Origin of the sequence: Kitasatospora sp. MMS16-BH015 (assembly GCF_002943525.1) — a bacterium.
Classification (GTDB): Bacteria; Actinomycetota; Actinomycetes; order Streptomycetales; family Streptomycetaceae; genus Kitasatospora.
In genome coordinates this window covers 1,376,803-1,397,938 of record NZ_CP025394.1, presented here as the reverse complement: position 1 = coordinate 1,397,938, position 21,136 = coordinate 1,376,803, and the positions used below count along the sequence as shown (strand labels likewise).

Below are 21,136 nucleotides of genomic sequence, written 5' to 3'. Positions count from 1 at the left end.
GCTAAACCCACAGAGGAACATGCCTTGATCATCGAGGCGATCCTCCAGGGGATGAAGACTGAGCTTCATGAGATCCGCCAAGTCACGGTGAGCCGTTCCGGCCCGTTACCTGATGCAAGGGAGCTCCAGAGCTACGAGCAGGTGCATCCCGGCGCCGCCAACCGAATCCTCAGCATGGCGGAGCGCGAGCAGCGTCATCGACATGACATGGAAGAGCGCATCGTCACGCAGCCGTTCCGGCTTGCGAGGATCGGTCAGGGTTGTGGTCTCGCCGCAGTACTCCTCCTGGGAGCACTGGCCGCCTACCTGGCATATCTGGGCGAAGGCGGACTGGCGGCAGTCGTGGCAGCGCTAGACATTGCTGCCATTGTCACCGTGTTCGTCACCGGCCAGGCCGCAGCGCGACGCTCGGATGAGGACGACTCCGAGGCCACGGAGGAGCCTTCTGAAGTCAACCAGGAGTGAGCGACTCTCTGTGCGGCTGGCGTCCTGGTATCACGGCCAACGCGCCCTGTTGCGGAGCGTCTCGGCGGTGTTGAACGCGGCCTCGATGAGCCCGAGCTCGCCGGCCAGCGTGCCTACGAAGGCGTCGACCGCCTCGATCGCGCGGCCCTCCAGAGTCTCGGGCTCGGCGAAAGCCGTGGGGAACGCTCCGGCCTGGGCAGCCAGAGCCGACCGACGGGCTTGGTAGTCGGCCCATTCGGGGCGGTGGATGGCGCGCACCCGATCAAGGCAGCCTCGTTGACTTCCTCGTTGCGGAGCTGCCGGACCGCCTGGTGCCTGGCGTACCACATGGCGATGTGGTGCTGGACCGTGACCGGTCCGAACGGTCCCGGGATGGCACGCTCGATTCGCGGTGCGCCCGGCTGGGCCGGCCACGGCGAGCACAGCTCGGTCAGAACGGATGTCAGCCGCGGCAGGTCGATCCGGCCCGTCCGCTCGCCCTCCTCGATTACGAGCTGGGCTGCGCGCCGCTGTGGGATGGTCGCTGACGGATGAGCGAGCGACGCGACGATCGCACGGGCGGTTTCGCTGCGCCTGGCGGCGGTCTGCTTACCAGTGGCCCGAGCGTGAGTGCGCCAAGCACGGCGCGCCTGCGGGGTGAGCACCACGCTGTCGTCGATCAGCCACAGGTACAGCACAACGCGGACGATCGAGCGCTGGGGAACGCGCCCCAGCGGGGACCGTTCCCGAGCCTCTAGCAGCTTGGTGAACAGCTCGCGCTGCTCGGGCGGGAAGACGCGCGGGTCGCTACCGTGCGCGGTGGTCTTGCGCGGCTCGGGGCTGGCGAGCAGCCCCTCCTCCACCCAGGCGGTCACCATACGGGTGCTGACCGAGCTCACCCCGAGGGCATGCGCGTCGGCGACCAAATCGGCCGACGTGCCTTCAGCCCAGGTGGCGGTCCGGTCCTCGTCCATGGCACCGAACTTACATCCAGATCCGGGGCTGGTGAGCTGCACTCGGCAGCTCTCAGCCGGGAGGGTGGTGGTCATCACCAGCCGTGCCCTGCACCGTGTCCGGCCAAGAACAGCGGTGCAGGGGCGGCGGACTCGTCCCTTGATCGGAGACCGTCATGACCCACCGTACGTGCCGCCCCATTCCGAGTCGGCAAAGTGAACCGCACCGGGTTGGATAGAGACCTCAGCTTGTGGTTGTGACCTGTGGTTTTGCGGTTGTGAGGTGGTAGGTGGTCTCGTATTCGGTGGGTGGGACGTGGCCTATCTCACCGTGGAGTCGGCGGTGGTTGTACCAATCGACCCACTCGGCGGTGGCGAGCTCGACTTGCGAGAGGGTCGGCCAGGGCCGCCGGGGTTTGATCAGCTCGGTCTTGAACAGCCCGATCGTGCTCTCCACGAGGGCGTTGTCGTGGGCGTCGCCGACGGATCCGATGGAGGCGGCGATGCCGGCGGCGTCGAGGTGCTCGGCCAGGCGGAAAGACGTGTGCTGACTGCCTGCGTCGCTGTGATGTATCAACTCTCCCCGTCTGGGCGGGTATCCGTCGCGGTCACGCTGCCACAAGGCCATCTCCAGGGCGTCCAGGACGATCCTGGTCTGCTTCGTGGTCGCGGCGGACCAGCCGACGATGCGGCGGGAGAAGGTGTCCACGACGAACGCGACGTAGACGACGCCGGCGAATGCTGCCACGTGTGTGAAGTCCGCGACCCAGCACCGGTTCGGTGCCGACGCGACGAAGTCGCGGTCGACCAGGTCGGGGGCCCGTTCGGCGGACGGGTCGGGGACTGTGGTGACCACGCGCTTGCCGCGGACGGCTCCGGTGATGCCCAGGTCGCGCATCAGCCGCTCGATGGTGCAGCGGGCCACCGCGTGGCCGCGGCGGTTCAGCTCGCGCCAGATCTTGCGGGCCCCGTAGACCCGGAAGTTGTCCTCGTAGGCTGCGGTGATCAGTTCCTTCAGCTCCGTGTCGCGGACCGAACGGGCCGAGGGGTGCGGTTGTTGAAGGTGTAGTAGGTGGAGGGGGCGATGCTGCAGCCGTGCTCGGTGAGCACTCGGCAGATCGGCTCGACGCCGCCGAAGCGGTCCCGGTGCTCGTCGACGAACGCTACGAGCGAAGATGTGGCCGGTCGAGCTCGGCCGCGAAGAAACTCGCGGTGGACTCAATCGGTCAGCGCAACAGGGCCTCCAGCCTATCGGCTGGGGTGTCGAAGTCGAGGGTCTGCCGGGGGCGCGTATTCAACCGCCGGGCGATGGTGTCCAGGTCGGCTTGGGTGAGGTGACCCAGTCCAGTGCGCTTGGGTAGGTACTGGCGCAGGAGGCGGTTGGTGTTCTCATTGGTGCCGCGCTGCCATGGGCTCTGGGGGTCGGCGAAGTAGACGGCCATGCCGGTCGCGGCGGTGACGCTCTTGTGGGCGGCCAGCTCCATTCCGCGGTCCCAGGTCAGTGACTTCCTAAGCTGGTCGGGAAGTTGGAGCATCTGAGTCGAGACTCTGGCCGTGACGGTGGCTGTGTCGCGTGCGTCGAGCTGGACCAGCATGGTGAAGCGGGTGGTGCGCTCGACGAGGGTCGCGACCTGGGTGACGCCGCTGCCCATGATGAGATCTCCTTCCCAATGTCCGGGCACTGCGCGGTCGTCCGCCTCGGCGGGGCGTTCGTGGATGGGGATCGTGTCCTTGATCTGTGAACGCCATTGACCAGTAACGGTGTTGTGGATATTGCGTCGGGTCGGTCGTCCCGATCTGAGGTGCTTCTGCAGGGCCTTGGCCAACACTCCCCGGGCCTGGATGAACAACGATTTGTAGATCGTCTCGTGGCTGATCCGTATGCCCGTGCCGACCGCCTGGGTCTTGGCCAGGTGGCCGGCTATCTGCTGGGACGACCAGTCCTCGGTCAGTTTCTCGGCGACCAGTGCGCGCAGGGGCTCATTGGTGGCAAGGAGGCATGGCTTGGGGCGTCGGGTGCGATCCCAGGCGCGGTCCTCCGCATCCACAGCCCGGTAGTGCTTGGCTCCCTTGTTGCGGGCGACCTCCCTGCTGACGGTCGAGACGGCACGTTCCAGGGTGCGGGCTATCTTGCGGATCGAGTCGCCCCGGGCCAGACCACGGGAGATCGACTCCCGTTCGGCGAAGGTCAGCGAGCCAGGCCGACGGCGTCGGACAGGTGGAACGTATCCGCCGTTGGCCTTGACGATCGTGAAGATTGACCCCGGTGGCCTGCCGAGGGCACGGGAGATCTCACTGATCGACTCGCCGGCCTTCCAGCGGTCCCACAACTCCCGCTTCTGCGCGTCCGACATGCCCGGACGACCCATTCTCGCCATACACCACACCCTTCACCACCTCGGGTGTTGCGCTGACCGGTTGAGTTCACCGCCGCGGCCTTCAGGATGTCGTTGGCGCGCTTGAGTTCGGCGATCTCCTTCTTCATCGCCTTGATCTGCGCGGACTCCTCCGTGGTCGTGCCGGGGCGCTGCCCGGAGTCGACCTGGTCGCGCCGAACCCAGTTGCGCAACGTCTCGGCGGAGCCGATGCCGAGTTTCTCCGCGACGGCCCGCAGTGCGGCCGACTCGTTCGGGTAGTCGCCAAGGACCTCGGCGACCATGCGCACCGCACGACGGCGCAGCTCAGGCGGGTAGGACGAGGGACGTGCCATGACTCGAATCCTTACACGAAATCGAGCCTCTACCGAACCCGGAACGGTTCACTCCGTCCGGACCGGAGGCCCTACCTCAGCCGTTTCAGGGTCGAGTGGCAGGCGGGAAGTGCTTGGCGCGGAACTCGGCGAGGGTCTGCTCCACCCCGGCGATGGTCAGCCGCCAGAAATCCCAACCGTCGATCTGGCGGCTGCCCGTCGCAACCCTGGCTGCGGTGGTCGGAGTACGCCACAGACGGCCCAAGACATCGAGTTCACCGTCGCTTTTCAGGGTCGCCTGGTACACCGTCCTGTTGTACCGGCCAGTCAGCGTGATCCCGGCCTTCAGGTCGTCCGGATCTAGATATTCCAGGAGGTCTCGCAGGTCGACCCTCGAACGCCTCGGATCGAGGACCGGTGTAACGACGGGCGTCGTTGCGGGCTGGGCAGGCGCGGCGATGGGCCGATTGCAGGCGCGCTGCAGGGCCAGGGCGGTGGCAGCTGCCGCGCTCCATTGAGCTTGGGGCTCTACCTTCGCGTCGATCAACGCCTGAATTTCGGGTGCGTCCCCGAAGCGAGCGAGTACGCCGACCTCCTGCATGAGGCGGCTGCGGAGCGGGACGATCCGGGAGTCGTTGAGTGCCAGGATCCGTATGGTTTCGTCGGCGCGGCACAGGCCGCTGTCTGCTTCGGCCGAAGAGTAGGGGGTGTTGCTACGTCGGGCGTAGCCGGCGGTGTCGAAGCCGAGTAGGTCAGGGTCGCCGTGGTGGGCCGGGTCGAGGAGCAGCGGCTGTTCGCGTTCCAGGTCGTCGAGTGATGTGCGGGCGCGGGGTCCGGCCAGGAGCGGGAACTGGCTGCCCTTGGCGCGGCCTTCCGGGACACCGTTGTACCGGGCTCCGCCGCTGTTGCAGTGCTTGCAGGCGATGCGGTAGTTCGACACGTCGTAGGCCAGCCACCAGTAGCCCGGGTGGCCGGGCACGTCGAGGACCTCGGACTTCGGCCGGAAGTGGTCGACGTTGACGTCCGCGCGCACGATGAGGGTCTCGCAGTACCAGCACTTGACGCCGACAAGTTCGAGGAGCAGGTCGCGTACGGCGTCCTCGGTCCAGTGCGCGGTGAAAACGCGCTCGGAGTTGGCGGCCATCGCGGCCCTGACCGCGTCCAGGGTGCCTTTAGCCTTGGCCGTCCAGGCCGGCGGGGCGGTGAGCCCTTTCATGTTGACGTGTCTCATCGGCGTCAGATCACCGACGAGAAACGCTCGTGGAACAGTTCGGCGACCAGGGTCTGCAGTTGTTCGGGCGAGGGCGGGTTGGGTCCCTGCGCGGCCTCGAGGAGTGCGAGGCGTCTGCGGTGGAGCTCGGCGAGGAGGGCCGCCACGAGCGGATCGCGGTCGGAGGTGGGAAAGTCCATGGCGTCGAGCTGGGCGGTAACGTCGCGCAATGCAGCCTGTTTGACCGGGTCGCCGTCCGCCTCAGGGAGCAGCGCGTACTGGCGGTCGATCAGTTCCTGGGTGTGTTCATCCAGTTGGGTGGGCAGGCCGAACAGGTCGGTGGTCAGCAGACCGCCGGCGCCTTGTCCCCGCGGGTTGGCCCGGGGCAGCACTGCGGTGGCCCAGCCCTCCTCGTCGGTGGTGACGACGCGGATCTGCTCGCGGGTCATGTTGGACACCAGGAGCGGTTCGTGGGTGGCGGTGAGGAACTGCGAGTGCTGATGCGGTCCCAGCACGCTGCGTACGGAGGAGTACCAGCGCCGACTCCACTCGGGGTGGAAGTGGGAGTCGGGTTCGTCCAGCAGGAACAGCGACTCATGTGCCCGCTGGAGCCTCAGCAGGCCCAAAATGGTCAGGAGTTGCTGCTCCCCCGAGCTCAGGTCGTTCAGGCCGACGGTGAGCGCGCCGGGTTTTTCCAGGCGGACGTCGACGGTGAGGTAGCCGGCATCCAGCAAGGTGGCGAGCAGGCCGAACATCGACAGATCGCTGTCGAAGAGGTTACGGAAGGCGCGAACATCTTCTGCGGTGCCCAGGACGATCTGGAACCCGTCGGCGGGGCTGCCGGCTCCGTCCACCGGGTCGGCATCGGGGATTAGACCGAACCGCCCCGATTCGGCGGCGGCCGCGAACAGGGTGCGGGCGGGCCCGCCCAGGCCCCAGTACGGGAGGGCGGCCAGGTGCGGGGCGCGTGCGGCGCGTGGCGCGCGGATCCGCAGGACCGCAGAGGTCACACGCTGGAGGTAGGAGTGGCGGCGCAGATAGGTGCCGAACGAGTCGGACCAGTGGGTGGTCTGCGCGAGGAGCAGCAGCGGCAGGTGCGCGGGCGTACACAGGAACACCGGCGTGTACAGGGGGCAGTTGATGGGCAGGGTGAGCTGCTCTGTCCACAGCTCGCCTTCGTTCGGGGCGTGGTGTGCGCGCCACTGGTCGAAGTCCGTCATCCACTGTCGGCGCCATTGGCCGACGAGGCGGGCGGCGAAGAGGCGGTGCTGGTCGAACTCGCTGCTCCAGGGAGCCTGGGCGTGCGCCTGGTAGCCGAAGACGTGATCGGGCAGATGCTGCGCCCACACTTCGCGGGCCGCGCGTATCGGTCGGCCCAGGGAGGTGTCCACGGTTAGCTCGGGTGAGGTGTCGGGGGAGGTTTGAACGACCCGGACCGTCCTGTCGTGGACCTCGTAGTCGAGTTCGAAGGCGAAGGCCGCACGGCGGCCTGGCCGGTGTAGGGCGCCGAAGATCTCGGCGAGCGCGTGCAGGGCCCGGGACTTGCCGCCGCCGTTGGGGCCGATCAGGGTGGCAATGGCATGGCCGCCATCGAGGGCGCCGGTGAGGTCCAGCTCGAAGTGACGCAGGCCCTGGTAGGAGGGAAGTCTCAGTCGCAGCAGCCGCACGGCATCCCCCCGGTCAAGGTGTTCCCAGTCGCCGTCACCGCTCCGCCTCACGATCCGGGCCGTCCGCGTGCACACCATAGGGGCGCAGTGCTTCAGTCAGGGAGGCGAATTCGGCTAGGGCGGTGCCCAGTGCAGCGGTGATCTCCTGGGCCATGCGGTGCAGGTCGGCCTCGGGCTCTTCCAGTGCGAAGGGCCCGGGCGGGGGTTCAGCAACCTGAAGGTCCAGGTTGACGCCGTGCCGGGCGAGCAGGTCCTGGACGGCGAAGGATCGGAAAAGGGGGGTCTCGACTCGTTCGCTGCGGGGTCGGCCGGGCCGGTAGGCGGACACGAAGTCGCTGTAGTCGGGACCGGCTGGTGTCATGGACTTGGCCGTCGACGTGTGCGGGGAGCGCAGGTCGTACACCCACAACCGTGTCGTGGACGGGCTGCCGTCGGGGCGCGGTTCGGGCTTGTCGAAGAACAGGACGCTGGCCTTGAGACCGCCGGCGTAGAAGACGCCCGTGGGAAGCCGCAGCAGGGTGTGGACGTCGCACGCGGACAGCAGGCGCTGCCGGATCAGCTCACCCGGCCCGCCTTCGAACAGCACACTGTCGGGCACCACGGCAGCAGCGCGGCCGTCGGTCTCCAGCAGGCTGTGGATGTGCTGGAGGAAGTTGAGCTGCCGGCTGGTGGTGAGGGTCCAGAAGTCCTCCCGGTAGGGCTCCTCGCTGGTGGAGCGGCGCCCGAACGGAGGGTTGGTGAGCACCAGCGTCGCCCGCCGCACCGGTGGGCGGACCAGCGCGTCCCCGACGGTGATGCACGGGTGGATCTCGTCGGCCCGGGTGACGCCGTGCAGGATGAGGTTCGTCGTGGCCAGCCGCGCGGTGGCATCGACGAGTTCGGTGCCGAAGAAGGCCCCTTGGTCGAGCCGCTTACGCTGAGCCGCGGTGACACCTGAAGGAAAGTGGTCGACCAGGTAGTCGAAGGCTTTGATCAGGAAGCCACCGGTGCCGCAGGCCGGGTCGGAGACCGTGTCGTCGATGCCGGGTTGCACGCACTGCACGATCGCCTCGATCAGCGGCCGGGGTGTGAAGTACTGACCGGCGCCGGTCTTCGTGTCCGTGCTCATGCGGGCCAGCAGCGCCTCGAAGACAGCGCCGATGTCGGCTGAGGACCACTGGTAGCGGTCCACCACGTCGACGATCAAGCGGTGTAGGAGGGCAGGGTCCGGGATGCGGTTTTGTGCCCGCCGAAAGAGCAGCCCGAGCGTTCCGGGCCGGGCGGCGAGCTGCTTCAGGATCTGCTCGTACGCAGGGATGAGGTAGTCGCGCTCGGTCGAGGTGAGCTGCTCCCATGCGTCGAAGCCGAGGATGTCGCGCCCGTTGAGGGGGCGTTGGCGTTGCTCATTGGCGCGCTTGAGGACGATCAGGCTGGAGAGCTGCTCGATGAGCTCTAGGCCCGAGGTGCCGTTGTCGCGCAGCACGTTGGCGTAGTTCCACAGCCGGTCCACCAGGGCCTGGTCGTGTCCGGGGCGGGAGGAGACGGTGGGGTTCACAGCACAAACTCCTGTTGCCCGGACGGGGAGAGCGGAGGGGACAGATGACCAGTGAAAGCGCGTTCCAGGAGGTTACGCCGTAGCCGTCCGGCCACCTCGAGAGCGCGTTCGGCTGCAGCGCAAGCCGCGTTCAGGGCCGCGGTGTGTGCCTGGACCACCGCGACCAGATGGTGCTGCTCGTCTACGGGAGCAACCGGCACCGGCATGAGCCGGATCCTGGCCAGGCTTATGGATGCTGGCCCCGCGCTCTGGGTGGCGTTGCGGTGGCACCACTCGCGGCCGAGGCCGTTGGCGTGCCAGGCCAGCAGGACGGGGTGGAGCTGATGGGTGGTGATCCGGGCACGGAACACGTGGCTGTGGGGGACGCAGTGGGGCAGCTGGTCCTCCCAGATCCAGCCGCGGCCCAGGCTGTCGATCGATCCGCCGCCGGTCAGCAGCACATCACCCGCCCGCAGTCGGGCTGCCTCGGCCCGTGATGGGGGCAGCCGGATCGTGCGGACGTCGTCTAGGACGAGGTGGCCGCGCTGCACGTTGGCGACCCGCAGGGAGGAGACGTCCGTATCGGCGGGATTCCACTCCTGCGTGCCGGGTGGGGTGATACCGCGGGTGACCTCGGCGACATCGTGCAGGCGGGTCCACCGCCAGCGTTCAGGCAGGTCGGGCAGTGCCCCGTCCCCTGCACCGGCAACCCGGGGCAGGTCCGCGGGGACCCGAGCGGTATCGGTGAGACCGCCACGCACTGCCCGCGCGGTCAGGGTGCGGCTAAGGACGTCGGCCTGGTCGAGGGCGCTGTGGGTGCGGATCGTGGTGGCGTCGATGCGGGTGAGTTGGTCCCGCAACAGGCCGACAATCCGGCGCTGTTCCCCCACAGGGGGCAGCGGCAGCAGGACATCGGCCAGATCACGCTGGTTGATCCGCCAGATCGCTGCGGCGCCCTGGCGGGCGCGTGCCTCGATCTGGCGCCGCATGACGGGCGACTTCCACAGGTTTGCGAGGTAGCGCGGATCGAGGACATCGGGGCGTACCCGTACTCGGATCATGGTGTCAGGGATGGCCGTCGGGGCCGGGGGGCCGTCGACCAGCGCGCCCTCGCCGACCAGGGAGTGTGAGCCGTTGACCCGGCCGACCAGCACATCCCCGTGTTCGGCCAGCAGTATCGCGTGGCCGTTGTCAACGCGGTCGCTGCTCTTGGACTGGGTGAAGTCCACGGTGACTGCCCGCAGCGCCGGCATACGCAGTACGGGCAATCCGCCCTCGCCGGGGCGCGGGGACCGGCCGTTGACCAGCGGTTCACTCAGCACATCGGCCAGCCGGACGATCCTCCAGCCGACAGGCACCTCATTCATCACGCCAGGGCCCTGCGCAGTTCGTCCAGGAGGCAGATAGCGGCGTCGGGCCCGAAGGCGTCAAGGAAGCCGTCCGTGCCGCCGCGCGCCGAGAAGGGGACGCTGTCGAGATACGCCGGGTCGAAGCGCGTCTCGGTGGCCACCACATCCGCGATCTTCTCGATCCACCACAGCTGGGCGGAGTTAAAGGGTCCGGACCGCTCGACGAACTCGTCCAGGCGCCGGCCCACCGTCGTGTCTTGACGGCGACCCCGGCTGCCGGATGTCGTTCCCGGAGCAGGGGTCGGCCGGTCGTACAGGTCGAGCAGCACCTCTTGGAGTTGGAGGTCCTCGGTGAGCGGGTTGAGGGCCTCGCGCCGCTCATCCTCGACGGCTCTCTTGCCTCCCGCCCGGCGCAGCGATGCCAGGTGATCCGAGTTGACCGAGTCGAGGAGACGGGTCACCAGCTCCTGCAGAGGCCGGCCCGCCAGCTTGCGGATCTCGGCGCCGTCGGCGTCACTGAGCGCGGGGATGAGCCGGGCGAGCCGGACGGCGAGTTCGGCTGTCTCCTGTGGCGTTGCCCGGCCATCAGTGGCTCGGTGCAGCAGGCGCTCCAAGGCGTCCCGTCCCCTCTGCCCGGATGCATCCGTCACGTTGACCAGCGGCTGGAGGTGACGCGAAGCGCCCGCCGCGTCGACGACAACGAGCTGCGCCTTGGCATCCGCTCCCGGGGTGACGGCGCGCAACTCCGCGGACGAGATGGTCTGCGTTCCCATGGCCAGTAGCTGCTCGTAGTAGGCGGCGGAGCGCACCTCGCGCAGGATCAGCAGGCACTCCATCACCCGCATGTCACTGTTCCCAGAGATCAGATCCGTCACGACCGCGATCCGGAACTGCGGTGTCGTGCGGAACTCCCGCAGCAGCTCCGCCGCATAAGCGTCGCGCGGCGTGATCCGCTGGCAGAAGACGTCCCCGGCGCCGAATACGTCGCGGACGCGCTCCACGACCTCGTCCGCATGGAGTCCGTCCTGCGCCAGCACCATGGTCTTGGGGACCGCGAGGAGCCCGCTGCCGTGCTGCATTCGGTCGGGGAACAGGGTCGGCAGCGCGTTACGGAAAGCCGTCACCACCTTGGCCAGGCGCTCAGAGGGGACAGCCCTTGCCGGGCCCTGCCCCGCGGTGAAGGCCAGCTCGTCGTCCAGGTCCTCGTAGCGGGCGCGGCGCGAGCTGCGGGCTTGCACACCGACCGCGTCGACGGGGGTGGCAAACGCCGGCTGCCGGTCGCCATCGACCTGGATCTGGTAGAGGGAGTAGTCCACGGCGACGCCGTCGGCGACGGCCTGTTCGTAGCTGTAGGACTCGACCAGGTTGCCCTTGAAGAATCCCAGCACGGTAGCGGTCGGCGTCGCGCTGAATCCGACGACGGGAGCGTCGAAGTATTCAAGAAGGGCGCGCCGCTGTCCGTACAGCGCGCGGTGGCAGTCGTCGACGATGATGAGATCGAACGCGTCGGGCGGCAGCGCCTCGCAGTAGGACACTTCCAGGGGCGTGGCATCGGAATGCGCCTGCCGTTCGGCGGTCTCGTACGCCGCCACGCTCTCGGATCCGTCCTCGGGTGCTGGCGTGTCGGCGAGCATGGCCGACAGACGCTGCACCGTGGCCACGGCCACCGAAGCCGACGGGGCCAGGCCGTGCGCGGTCAGTTCCTGGACGTGGTACACGTCATCGAGAGGGCGCCCTCCGTCCGGCATGCTGAACTGGCTTAGCTGAGCGATCAGTTGGTGCACGGCGAGCTTGCGGTCGGTCACGAACAGGATCCGGCCCGCGCGCGCGTAGTGGAGCTGCCGGTAGGCGGTGAATACCCCGGTGAAGCTCGCCCCGGAGCCGGTGGCCATCTGCACCAGTGCGCGCCGCTGACCGGCCGCGAGGGCCTGCTCGATGGCCCGCACCGCCCGGCGCTGGGCAATGCGCAGTTGGTCGAACCCCTCGTCCTGCCGCTGCAGGTAGGCGGCCTGGCGGGCCCGGTAGGTCGGCGCCGCACCGTCCGCCTCCGCTTCGCGCTGCCAGCGGGCCAGCGTGCGGGGCTGGTGGAAGCCGCTGACGAGGCGAGGGTGGGGTTCGGGTTCATTGGCGTCGCAGAACAGCAGGCGTCGGCCATCGCTCACATACCGGTACGGCAGCGGCGAGCGCCAGACAGGCCACGGCGAGGAGCCGGTGGCGGCCTCGGCCAGTGCGCCCGCCTGCTCCATGGCGTCGGTGAGATCGGTGCCGTCCCTTTTGCACTCGATGATCCCGACCACCTGGCCGCCGACCGTCAGCAGCATGTCGGCGCGGTGTCCTCCGGCCAGGCGGGGTCCTACCAGGACGCAGCCGAGGGAGCGGTTGAGTTCATCTTCCGCACCTGCGCCCAGGACGTCCCATCCCGCCTTGGCGAGCCTGCGCTGCACTCCCGAGGCAATGTCGGCTTCCCGCAGCGGCTCGTAGGAGGCATCGCGCGCGCTGACGATCAGTTGCTCACGCTCGGCGGCGGACAGGGACGCCGGCGCGACGCGGTCGAACTCGCGGCGCAAACGGGGCAGGGCCGCTTCCAGCACTGCGACCTGCTGCGCCAGAACGCGCAGATCGGACGCTTCGGTATGGACGAAGGCCATCGGCTCCGCGTCGCCTGTCAGGGCACGGAAGAACCAGACGGCCAGCGTAAAGCAGCAGTCGAGTAGGTGCGCCGCTGTCTCTTCCTCGTCGAGTTCGCCGCCGTCGAAGCCGTGAAGATCCTTAAACGCGGCCAGAACCTGCGCGGTGAGCACCCCGGCGCGGGCTAGGGTCTGCAGGCGGGCCGACTGGTCGCCCACGGGCAGCCGCACCCCGGTCAACTGGCCGAGCTTGACGGCGAGAACCTCTCCGAACTGACGTGCCGCCGCCACTGAGTCGGCGGGGGCAGCCGATGCACGCGCCTCACATGCAGCACCGTGGAGAACAAGTAGCGGCTCATAGGGAAGCAGGAATCCGAAATTGGCTGACGCGAGAGCCAGGTCCGGGAACCGGCTTTCGAGCTCGCTCGACTCCTGAGCCACGCCAGCCTCCCTACCTGTACTGCGATGCCGCTGAATCCACTACAGAATGGATCTCACTCTACCGTCAGGCATCTGTGCGGGAGTCTGGGGTTTCATCCCGCTGTAGCACGTTCGGCGGTCGCAACCACTCAGTGAAACGGCGGTGCGCGGTCGGACCGGACGGCCCGCAGCAGGGCGGCAGTTGGGCCCACGTGCACCCCGAGGTGGCCACGAACACGATCGCGGCCAGCACTTCCCGGTCCCCGTGACGCCGACGGCCGCCACCCTGCGGCCGGGTGCGGTTCGTGTCCTTCGTCTGGGGTGGGGTGCAGGAGCATGTCGGGCAGGGCAGTGCCACTCCTGCCCAGAGGCGATCGTGCAGCTGGTCGACGGCCCACGGTCCGGAGACGATCCTCATCGCGGTCAAAGAGGACGGAACCCAGCTGCCGCTACCTGAAGCCAGTCTGGCCTTCGTCGCGGTCACAGGCTTGCTGCAGACTGTCCCAGATGGAGCCGACAGTGACGGCGATCGGGGCTCGGGCGGCGACTGGGTGCCGCTGATCGTTTACGGTTTCATCACAAGCATCGACGGCCCTCCCCTCCGGTTCTAGCCTGAGGTTCCTGATTTCAGACCCATTGGGGGCGCGTGACGGACCCGCTCGACATCCCGGCGCCCGACAACACCGGCACCGTCACCCTGCGCCGGTTCACCTACCAGGAGAAGGTGGCCGCAAGGTACGTGATCGCCATGCTGGGCGACGGGGGCAGCATTCACCACGTCACGTGCGAGCACATCGAGGACGTCGTCATCGCAACTGACCACCCCGCGAATCGCTCTGATGTGCTGTGGGACTTCCTCCAGGTGAAGACGAAGGACGATCCAACTCCCTGGGGCCTGTCTGACATCATCGCCAAGGGTGCCCTGAAGAGCCTGTGGCGGACCTACTTGGCAGTCCGTGCCCGTGGGCTTGAGTACCTGCTGACCGTGGCCGTCGAGGGGTTTCTCGACCCAGCGGACGATGCGCTCACGGCCCTTGCACGAGGAGCTGGCGCGGACCACCCGAAGTGCCTGGCTCGCGTCTCGAAGCACCTCAAAGCGCAAGAAGCGGATGTTTCCGCATGTCTATCGTTCGTCAGAGTGCGAACGATGCCACGCCGTGAGCACATCGACGATCAGAGCCTGGCGAGTCTGACCGAGCTGGCACCTGCCGTGAGTGTCGGCGAGCAGCGGGCCGTATACCTGGAGGTCTTGAATCGGGTCCATGAGGCCATGCAGGGACAGGCTGGCGCCAGCTGGAAGGAGAAGCTGGGAGTCGAACCCCCGAGCGAGGCTCTGCTGCGCAAGCGGCTGGCACCCAGCTCGGTGTACGACCTTGGACAGCGCCTGCGGCGCCCGGATCACGTGCTGCTGGCTGCCTACTCGGAGCGTATCGACGCGGTCGAGACCAACCTTGTCCGGAAATTGCGTCGTGGCGGTGCCTCGGAGGAGATGATCCACGAGGCGCAGTTCCTGCGTTCCGAGGCGGACGGGCGGCGGTTGAGCGACTTGGCCCTTGGCGCTTGGCCGGAGGATCCCCGCGTCGAGCAGGATCTGGACACCCGCTTGTTGATCACTGCCACCCGTATCGCCCGCCGACACCAAGACCGGGGCCACCGGCCCGCGGACCACATCTGGGACGACCTGATGCAGGAGATCAACTCGACCGCCAGCGAGCTCGACCGCCGGCCGCTCTACGCCAAGGACCCGTTGCTCCTCATGGGCCGGGCCTGCTCGGTGTCGGACGAGTGCCACTTCGGCTGGGGGGTGGCGACCAGTGACGGCTGACACTCTGTCAACGACGGCTGGCAGCGCACCTTCGGTGGACGCGCAGGCCCGCCTGCTGATCTTGATCGATGCTTTTGGCAAGGCTGGGGTCGAGGGTCGGATGAAGCTGGCCAAGTTGGATTTCCTGCTGCGGTACCCCGACCGCTTCACCACGCTGATGGAACTGCGTGCACCTGGCATCGCCGCGGGTGAGAACCCCTGGCTGACCGGGGCCATCGAGCAGGGAATGATTCGCTACCGCTACGGCCCGTGGGACCCCGCCTACTACGGCCTCTTGGGAGCGCTGATCGGCAAGGGGCTTATCACGACACAGCAACAGGGAAGCGTAGCCGCCTACGCCGTGACCCCCGACGGACACCAGCTCGCCGCCGCACTGGCGGCAACCGACAGCTGGGAAGCCGTACGAGAGCGGGCACGTTTGCTGCGACGTTACTTCAACCTCACGGGAACATCCTTGAAAGACCTGATCTACGAGACATTCCCCGACATCGTCAACACGAGCTGGGGAGCCCACCTGTGAGACTGCGTATCGAAGAGCTGACGATCAGCGGCACGACCCGCACCGTGCACTTCACGCCCGGCCTCAATGCCATCACAGGTGCCATGAGCGGAGGCAAGACCGCGACCATCAGCTGCCTCCGGGCCCTGCTCGGTGGCGACGTGAACGTGGTCCCCGAACTCAAAGGCAGGACCACCGCCGGCACCGTGCTGATCGGCAATCGCCGGTTTCGCATCGTGCGCCCGCTGGTCACCACCGACACCGCGAAGATCGATGTCGCTGAGATCGGTGGCGCGGAGCAGGCCTGGCGTCTGCCGGCCGCACGCCTGGAACCCGGCTACAACCTGACCTTCCGTGACTGGTACTTGCAGATGCTCGGGCTGCCCAAGGTCCTCGTGCCGCGCGCCCCGACCGACGAGACCAGCCCCCTGGTCCCTGTGACCATCAACGACTACCTGATGTACTGCGTTCTGCGCCAGGACCAGATCGACTCGTCGGTCTTCGGGACCCCGGACAACTACCACAAGGACATCAAGCGGAAGTTCGTCTTCGAGATCTACTACGGCATCTTCAGTCCCAAGGCGATCGAACTGCGCGAGCACTTGAGGAAGGTGTCCGTCGAGCTGAAAACACTGACCGCTGACGCGAAGATGCTGGAGAGAGTGCTGGAGGCCAGCTCCTTCTCCTCCTCCGCGCAGCTCCAGGTGCAGCAGTCCCAGGCGATCGAGCAGCTCGCCCGCTCCCGGGAGGCGGAGCAGACTCTGAACCGGACCCTCGACGAGCCGGCCACCGTCAGCCTGCGCGCTCAGATCGCGGCATCCGAGGTTGACCTTCAGGAGGCCGACACCGCTCTGCATTCCGAGACGGCGACGGTTGCCCGTCTCGTCGGCCTGCGAGACCAACTGGTCGCGCAGAGCCGGAGGATCACCCGGGCGCTCGTCGCCGAACGCCTGCTAAGCGACTTCGAGTTCCACACCTGCCCTCGGTGCGGATCCGACGTGCCGGAGCGCGGAGGAGAGGACACCTGCCGACTCTGCCTGCAAAACCCTCCGGCAGTGATCCCCACCACTGCGCTGGTCTCCGAGCAGGACCGGGTGATCGAACAGGTCGCCGAGACAGACCAGCTGATCGCCCGCAGTCGGGAACGCCTCCTACTGCTTCAGCAGACCCGCGAGGCGAAGGCCGCCCTGCGGGCCGAGCTCGGTGCTCAACTGGACCGCCTGACGCAGGGATTCCTGACCGATCAGGTCGATCGCATCCGCCGGTTCGGCGCCGACCAGGCCCGGCTCGAAGAGCAGCTCCTGCGCATCGGGGAAGCCCTCGCGCTTCATCAGCGCCTGCAGAACCAGGGCAGCCGGGTCGCCGAACTCGAGCGGGAGCGCGAAGACCTGATCGGCCGTCTGGACGCCGCCCGCCACCGCAACCCAGTGGCGGAAGGGCGCATGGCCGACCTTGACCGCGCCTTCGAGAACACATTGCTGTCCTTCGACGCCCCGCGCGTCGAGCCCCGCCCCGGCTCCTACATCAGCCGCAAGAACTACCTGCCCATCGTCGACGGACGCTCCTTCTCCGAACTCAGCTCACAAGGCGTCGAGGTGATGGTCAACGTTGCCCATGCCCTGGCACACCAACTCGTCGCGCTGGCACACCCCGAGAGCATCCTGCCCAACCTACTGATCATCGACGGCGTGAGCAGCAACGTCGGCCATGAAGGCATCGATCTCACAAGGCTGAAGAAGATGTACGCCACCCTGCTGGCCGCTGCTCAGCAGAGCGGGGAAGACCTGCAGATCGTCGTCGTCGACAACGACCCGCCACCCATCCCTGGAGTGCACGTCGCACTCACCCTGTCGGACACCGACCGACTAGGGCACGTATCGGGTTGTGATCACTTTGTGGGTTTCGCCCTCGCGCTCGTGCCTGATCCGGTAGATCGTGTTGTGTGACGCGTGTGCAACTGACCGATGCCGAGTGGGAGTTCATCGAGCCGTACCTGCCGATCGGCGAGTACGGCCCGTACCCCGAGCGGCTGCGCCGCCAGTTCGAGGGCGTGATCTGGCGGTTTCGGACGGGCGGCCAGTGGCGGGAGATGCCGAGCGAGTTCGGCGCCTGGTCGACCGTCCACAACCGCTTCCGGCAGTGGAGGGACGCCAGGGTGTTCGAGGCCCTGCTGGAGGGCGCGATCACGGAAGCCGCCAGACGGGGCGAGGTGGACCTCTCGCTGGTCAGCGTGGATTCCACCACCATCCGGGCCCACCACGACGCCGCCGGGATGCACCTTGACCCCGACACGCTCGCCGACCTGGAGAAGGCCGCCGAGGAGGCGGAGAAGGCCCGGCAAAAAGGGGCGGCCCGCAGGGACAAGACGGACAGGACACCGCACACGACCCGGAACGGGACGAGCTCCGACGCGTCCGACGCAGGCGAAGGCTCCGCCTGAAGGCCGCCCTGCTCGGACGCTCCAGAGGCGGACAGACCAGCAAGGTCCACGTCGCCGGCGAGCGCAGGTGCCGCCCGCTGGCGTTCATTCTGACCGAGGGGCAGGCCGCCGACAGCCCGCAGTTCATCCCCGTCCTGGAGAAGGTGCGGGTCCGCGGGCCCGTCGGCCGCCCCCGCACCCGGCCCGACGCGGTCGCCGGGGACAAGGCCTACTCCTCCCGCGCCAACCGCGCCCACCTGCGCGGTCGCCGTATCAAGGCGGTCATCCCCGAGAAGAAGGACCAGGCCGCCAACCGGAAGAAGAAAGGCAGCAAGGGCGGCCGGCCCGTCAGCCACGACACCGACCTCTACAGGGAGCGGAACACCGTCGAGCGCCTGATCAACAAGCTGAAGGCCTGGCGAGGCATCGCCACGCGATACGACAAGACCCCCGGCAGCTACCTCGCCGGCCTCCACCTCCGCGGCGCGATGATCTGGATCAAAGACCTCACCAAAACCGCCCCGTGATCACAACCGAATACGTGCCCTAGTCCCTGAGGCTGGACCGAAGGCGTAGCAAGTTGCATGGCGTACGAGGCGCCCACCGACTGCATGTCAAGAAGCCTTCAGAGCCCCAGTCCTGCGGCCGACTGTATGGGTCGTGGGAGAAACCGGTGCTCTGAAGCTACCCCGTGGACCTGGATACCTGGAGACTGGGACGTGAGGTTCCAGAGGAAGTAGAGCCAGGTGAGCAACAAACAGGGCAAGCGGTATTCGGAGGAGTTCAAGCGGGACGCCGTGAGGCTGGCCCGCTCGTCCAGTAAGACGGTCACGGAGGTGGCCAGGGACTTGGGGGCAGCCCCGAGGGCCTGCGGAGCTGGGTCAAGCGAGACCAGGTCGACCTCGACGAGATCGCCTTGAAGTTGAACACACGGCCCCGAAAGACCCTCGACTTCGACACGCCGGCCGATAGGCTGGAGCCTCTGTCGCGCTGACGGGTTGAGTGCGCCACGGCCTTCTTCGCGTGAGAGAGCGACCGGCGAGCGAGGCCTACCGGTTCATCGCGGCGGAGAAGGCCACCTACCCGGTCACCCTGCTCTGCCGCGTCCTGGGCGTCCCCCGCTCCTCGTACTACGCCTGGGCCGGCGGCCAGGAAGCACGGCGGGCCCGCGTGCGGGCCGACGACGCTCTCGTCGACGAGATCACCGCGGTCCACCTCGCTTCCAAGGGCGCCTACGGCGTGCCGCGCGTGCACGCCGAACTCCGGCGCCAGGGACACGTGGTGAACCACAAGCGGATCGAGCGGCTGATGCGCGAACGCGGCATCGCGGGAATCATCCGCCGCCGGCGCCGCTCGCTGACCCGCCCGGACAAACAGGCCTGCCCCGCACCGGACCTGATCGGCCGTGACTTCACCGCCACCCGACCAGGAACCCGCCTGGTCGGCGACATCACCTACCTGCCCACCGGTGAGGGCCGGCTCTACCTTGCCTGCTGGCTGGATCTCGCCTCCCGCGAGGTAGTCGGCTACGCGATGGCCGGCCACCAGTGCACCGACCTGGTCGTCGACGCCCTGCGCATGGCCCACGCGCGAGGCCGCCTGGAGGCGGGCTGCATCGCGCACAGCGACCGCGGCAGCGAGTATACCTCCACCCAATTCCGCACCACAGCATCAGAGTTGGGGACAGAGCGAGCACCGGACGCACCGGCTCGTGCTAGGACAACGCCGCGGCCGAGAGCTTCTGGGCAGTACTGAAAGCCGAGATCGGCACCCGAACTTGGCCCGACAGGGCCACCGCACGCGCCGACGTCTTCGCCTTCGTCGAGACCTTCTACAACCGCCGACGACTACGCAAACACCCCATCTGGAGCTACCTCACCCCACACGAGACCCGACAACGACACACCCTCGCAGCATGAGAACGAGTTTCCAGGATCACGGGGGAACTTCAGCGGAGTGTGCCCTTGCTCGTCTGCAGTCCCGTTTCACGGCATACTGAACCGTTCCGGGTTCGGTAGAGGGCTCAGGTTGTGGTTGTGAGCTGGGGTTTTGTGGTTGTGTGGTAGTAGGTGGTCTCGTATTCGGTGGGCGGGACGTGGCCTATCTCACCGTGGAGTCTGCGGTGGCAGTACCAGTCGGTCCACTCGGCGGTGGCGAGCTCGACCTGGGCGAGGGTCTTCCAGGGTGGGCCGGGTTTGATCAGTTCCGTTTTGTAGAGGCCGATGGTGGATTCCATCAGGGCGTTGTCGTAGGCGTCGCCGACGGATCCGATCGAGGCCGCGATGCCGGCGGTGTCCAGGTGCTCGGCGAGCCGGAAGCTCGTGTACTGCGATCCGGCGTCCGAGTGATGTATCAACTCGCCTTTCCGGTGGGGGAATCCGTCGCGGTCGCGTTGCCAAAGGGCCATGTCCAGAGCGTCCAGGACGAGCCGGGTCTCCTTCGTCGTCGCGGCGGACCAGCCGACGATGCGCCGGGAGAAGGTGTCCACGACGAAGGCGATGTAGACGACGCCGGACCAGGTCTTCACGTGGGTGAAGTCGGCGACCCAGCAGCGGTTCGGCGCGTCGGCGACGAACTGACGGTCCACCAGGTCCGGGGCGCGTTCGGCGGTGGGGTCGGGGATGGTGGTGACGACCTTCCTTCCGCGCACGGCGCCGGTGATGCCGAGTTCGCGTATCAGGCGCTCGATGGTGCAATGGGCGACTTGGTGGCCCTGGCGGCCGAGTTCCCGCCAGATCTTCCGGGCGCCGTAGACGCGGTAGTTGGTGTCGTGGACTTCCTTGATCAGCTCCTTCAGGGCCGTGTCTCGGACCGAACGGGCCGAGGGGTGCGGTTGTTGAAGGCGTAGTAGGTGGAGGGGGCGATGCTGCAGCCGTGCTCGGTGAGCACTCGGCAGATCGGCTCGACGCCGCCGAAGCGGTTCCGGTGCTCGTCGACGAACGCTACGAGCGAAGATGTGGCCGGTCGAGCTCGGCCGCGAAGAAACTCGCCGCGGCCTTCAGGATGTCGTTGGCGCGCTTGAGTTCGGCGATCTCCTTCTTCATCGCCTTGATCTGCGCGGACTCCTCCGTGGTCGTGCCGGGGCGCTGCCCGGAGTCGACCTGGTCGCGCCGAACCCAGTTGCGCAACGTCTCGGCGGAGCCGATGCCGAGTTTCTCCGCGACGGCCCGCAGTGCGGCCGACTCGTTCGGGTAGTCGCCAAGGACCTCGGCGACCATGCGCACCGCACGACGGCGCAGCTCAGGCGGGTAGGACGAGGGACGTGCCATGACTCGAATCCTTACACGAAATCGAGCCTCTACCGAACCCGGAACGGTTCACTCATCATGATCGATCAGACTCCTTCAAGCAGCAGGACCCGCAAGAAACGAGCCCTGCCACAAAGTCTGACGCGCGACACCCCGAGGCTGCCCGCTCGCTCCACTGCGGGCGACCAGATGCCCGCAGTCCGGGTTTGGGCGCGACAATGCCCGCAGAGCACAGCTGTATCAGACGAGTGAAGGCCTACTTTGGTTGAATCC

At 67.5% G+C, this 21,136-nt stretch carries 16 protein-coding genes and 3 pseudogenes; 8 read left to right on the top strand and 11 right to left on the bottom strand.

Translation table 11 applies throughout. The annotated features are described in order from the left end of the window. Positions 1-24 precede the first annotated feature (24 nt). Positions 25-465, top strand: a complete 441-nt coding sequence (locus CFP65_RS06070; protein ID WP_158702055.1) for a DUF2335 domain-containing protein — start codon at positions 25-27, stop codon at positions 463-465. A 113-nt stretch (positions 466-578) separates the two neighbouring features. Here CFP65_RS06070 and CFP65_RS06065 read toward each other — a convergent pair whose 3' ends face one another. The 10 genes and pseudogenes from CFP65_RS06065 to CFP65_RS06020 form a co-directional block, all read right to left on the bottom strand. Further along, positions 579-1,418 carry a hypothetical protein gene (locus CFP65_RS06065; protein WP_104815103.1) on the bottom strand — a complete coding sequence of 280 codons (840 nt, stop codon included), beginning with the start codon at positions 1,416-1,418 and terminating at the stop codon, positions 579-581. 223 nt (positions 1,419-1,641) lie between these two features. Continuing rightward, positions 1,642-2,619 carry an IS3 family transposase gene (locus CFP65_RS06060; RefSeq protein ID WP_158702054.1) on the bottom strand — a complete coding sequence of 326 codons (978 nt, stop codon included), beginning with the start codon at positions 2,617-2,619 and terminating at the stop codon, positions 1,642-1,644. 4 nt (positions 2,620-2,623) lie between these two features. Further along, complete coding sequence (locus CFP65_RS06055) at positions 2,624-3,646, bottom strand: IS30 family transposase (RefSeq protein ID WP_371682521.1); 1,023 nt, start codon at positions 3,644-3,646, stop codon at positions 2,624-2,626. Beyond that, a complete protein-coding gene (locus CFP65_RS42425) occupies positions 3,586-4,056 on the bottom strand; it encodes a transposase (protein ID WP_371682520.1) in 471 nt (156 codons plus the stop codon). The genes CFP65_RS06055 and CFP65_RS42425 overlap by 61 nt, the downstream gene beginning before the upstream one ends. Positions 4,057-4,192: 136 nt before the next feature. Then, positions 4,193-5,302, bottom strand: a complete 1,110-nt coding sequence (locus tag CFP65_RS06045) for an HNH endonuclease (RefSeq protein WP_254552249.1) — start codon at positions 5,300-5,302, stop codon at positions 4,193-4,195. 20 nt (positions 5,303-5,322) lie between these two features. Then, positions 5,323-6,963, bottom strand: a complete 1,641-nt coding sequence (locus CFP65_RS06040) for an AAA family ATPase (protein ID WP_158702053.1) — start codon at positions 6,961-6,963, stop codon at positions 5,323-5,325. A 34-nt stretch (positions 6,964-6,997) separates the two neighbouring features. Next, positions 6,998-8,497: a class I SAM-dependent DNA methyltransferase gene (locus CFP65_RS06035; protein ID WP_104815099.1), complete on the bottom strand. Its 1,500-nt coding sequence runs from the start codon at positions 8,495-8,497 to the stop codon at positions 6,998-7,000. Beyond that, positions 8,494-9,846: a hypothetical protein gene (locus tag CFP65_RS06030; protein ID WP_104815098.1), complete on the bottom strand. Its 1,353-nt coding sequence runs from the start codon at positions 9,844-9,846 to the stop codon at positions 8,494-8,496. The genes CFP65_RS06035 and CFP65_RS06030 overlap by 4 nt, the downstream gene beginning before the upstream one ends. Beyond that, positions 9,843-12,893, bottom strand: coding sequence for a DEAD/DEAH box helicase family protein (locus tag CFP65_RS06025; protein ID WP_104815097.1), 3,051 nt, complete (start codon positions 12,891-12,893; stop codon positions 9,843-9,845). The genes CFP65_RS06030 and CFP65_RS06025 overlap by 4 nt, the downstream gene beginning before the upstream one ends. 124 nt (positions 12,894-13,017) lie before the next feature. After that, a pseudogene (locus tag CFP65_RS06020) lies at positions 13,018-13,167 on the bottom strand (transposase); the annotation flags it as partial. Positions 13,168-13,177: 10 nt separating this feature from the next. Here CFP65_RS06020 and CFP65_RS39625 point away from each other — a divergent pair. From CFP65_RS39625 to CFP65_RS05990, 7 genes and pseudogenes are all read left to right on the top strand, one after another. After that, complete coding sequence (locus tag CFP65_RS39625; protein ID WP_168219558.1) at positions 13,178-13,483, top strand: hypothetical protein; 306 nt, start codon at positions 13,178-13,180, stop codon at positions 13,481-13,483. 35 nt (positions 13,484-13,518) lie between these two features. After that, the gene (locus CFP65_RS06015; RefSeq protein WP_104815096.1) at positions 13,519-14,697 is read left to right on the top strand and encodes a dsDNA nuclease domain-containing protein; all 1,179 of its coding nucleotides are present in this window, start codon (positions 13,519-13,521) and stop codon (positions 14,695-14,697) included. Positions 14,698-14,731: 34 nt separating this feature from the next. After that, entirely contained in the window at positions 14,732-15,217 is a 486-nt protein-coding gene (locus CFP65_RS06010; protein WP_104815095.1) for a hypothetical protein, read from the top strand. Continuing rightward, on the top strand, positions 15,214-17,142 hold the full coding sequence (locus CFP65_RS06005) for a hypothetical protein (RefSeq protein ID WP_104815094.1): 1,929 nt from the start codon (positions 15,214-15,216) through the stop codon (positions 17,140-17,142). The genes CFP65_RS06010 and CFP65_RS06005 overlap by 4 nt, the downstream gene beginning before the upstream one ends. Next, positions 17,139-18,142: pseudogene (locus tag CFP65_RS06000) on the top strand (IS5 family transposase). The gene CFP65_RS06005 and the pseudogene CFP65_RS06000 overlap by 4 nt, the downstream one beginning before the upstream one ends. Positions 18,143-18,361: 219 nt before the next feature. Further along, the gene (locus tag CFP65_RS42420; protein ID WP_104815093.1) at positions 18,362-18,535 is read left to right on the top strand and encodes a transposase; all 174 of its coding nucleotides are present in this window, start codon (positions 18,362-18,364) and stop codon (positions 18,533-18,535) included. A gap of 103 nt (positions 18,536-18,638) precedes the next feature. Further along, a complete protein-coding gene (locus CFP65_RS05990) occupies positions 18,639-19,370 on the top strand; it encodes an IS3 family transposase (protein WP_158702052.1) in 732 nt (243 codons plus the stop codon). Between the two features lie 268 nt (positions 19,371-19,638). On the opposite strand, the pseudogene CFP65_RS05985 reads toward CFP65_RS05990, so the two are convergent. Next, positions 19,639-20,884 (bottom strand): annotated as a pseudogene (locus CFP65_RS05985) (IS3 family transposase). Positions 20,885-21,136 lie beyond the last annotated feature (252 nt).

Bases quoted from the DNA above. Each gene is read 5' to 3' on its own strand.
- CFP65_RS06065 (WP_104815103.1), bottom strand. From the start codon at position 1,418: ATGGACGAGGACCGGACCGCCACCTGGGCTGAAGGCACGTCGGCCGAT.
- CFP65_RS42425 (WP_371682520.1), bottom strand. From the start codon at position 4,056: ATGGTCGCCGAGGTCCTTGGCGACTACCCGAACGAGTCGGCCGCACTG.
- CFP65_RS06045 (WP_254552249.1), bottom strand. From the start codon at position 5,302: ATGAAAGGGCTCACCGCCCCGCCGGCCTGGACGGCCAAGGCTAAAGGC.